This window comes from Roseinatronobacter ekhonensis, assembly GCF_900499075.1.
GTDB lineage: Bacteria > Pseudomonadota > Alphaproteobacteria > Rhodobacterales > Rhodobacteraceae > Roseinatronobacter > Roseinatronobacter ekhonensis.
The window spans coordinates 1-1,205 of sequence record NZ_UIHC01000164.1 but is presented as its reverse complement, the minus strand read 5'-3'; the positions used below and the strand labels follow the sequence as shown (position 1 = coordinate 1,205).

General features: G+C 53.9%; 1 protein-coding gene. It reads left to right on the top strand.

What is annotated here, in order from left to right; translation table 11 throughout:
- Positions 1 to 63 precede the first annotated feature (63 nt).
- A protein-coding gene (locus ROE7235_RS19625) for an IS3 family transposase (protein ID WP_121097732.1) occupies positions 64 to 1,193 on the top strand; the annotation gives its coding sequence in 2 pieces (ribosomal slippage) (positions 64 to 307 and positions 307 to 1,193; 1,131 coding nt in all).
- The last annotated feature ends 12 nt before the right edge of the window (positions 1,194 to 1,205 follow it).

Below are 1,205 nucleotides of genomic sequence, written 5' to 3'. Positions count from 1 at the left end.
TGGACCTGTCACGGTTTGATGCCGCCCCTTTGATAGCATTTACTGCAGCAAAGGAGATGAACTATGGGACTGAAACGGACGGACGAATTTCGCCAAGATGCGGTGCGTATCGCGCTGACCAGCGGGCTTACACGCAAGCAAGTGGCTGGTGATCTAGGTGTCGGGATGTCGACGCTTAACAAATGGATCACGGCGCACCGAGACACGGATGTGGTTTCGAAAGAGGATTTGAGCCTTGCCCAAGAGAATGATCGGCTTCGGCGCGAGAACCGCATTCTCAAGGAGGAAAGTGAAATCTTAAAAAAGGCCACGGTGTTCTTCGCGAGCCAAAAGCCGTGAGGTTTAAGTTCATTGAAGAACACCGAAATCAGTTTGCAACAGAGCGCTTGTGTAAGGTTATGGACGTGAGTGCGCGTGGTTTGCGAGCTTTCCGCAACCGCCCTGCCAGCCTGAGACAAAGGTCTGATCTGGTCACGCTGGCACATATTAAAGAACAGTCGCGCCTCAACCTGGGCAGCTATGGCAGGCCACGCATGACTGAAGAGCTGAAAGAGATCGGTCTGGATGTGGGCCACCGCCGGGTCGGCCGTTTGATGCGTCAGAACGGCATGTCCGTGCTCAGAACGCGTAAACACAAGGTCACGACCGACAGCGATCATAAGTTTAACATCGCGCCAAACCTGCTGGATCGAGACTTCATAGCAGATGCGCCAAATCAAAAATGGGCTGGCGACATCAGTTATGTCTGGACGAGAGAGGGCTGGTTGTATCTGGCTGTGATCCTAGACCTGCATTCCCGGCGTGTGATCGGTTGGGCCGTCAGCAACCGCATGAAGCGCGACCTGGCGATCCGTGCGTTGAACATGGCGATCGCATTCCGCTCACCGCCCAAAGGCTGCATTCATCATACCGACCGTGGCAGCCAATATTGCTCTCACGATTATCAGAAAATCCTGCGCCAGCACGGCTTCAAAGTATCCATGAGCGGAAAAGGCAATTGTTATGATAACGCGGCTGTGGAGACGTTCTTCAAAACCATCAAGGCAGAGCTGATCTGGCGGCGGTCATGGGAAACGCGGCGACAGGCTGAGATGGCCATCTTCGAATATATCAATGGCTTCTACAATCCGCGCCGCCGTCACTCAGCACTGGGCTGGAAAAGCCCGGTCGCATTCGAACGAAAGGTAGCTTAAACGAGCACTTGG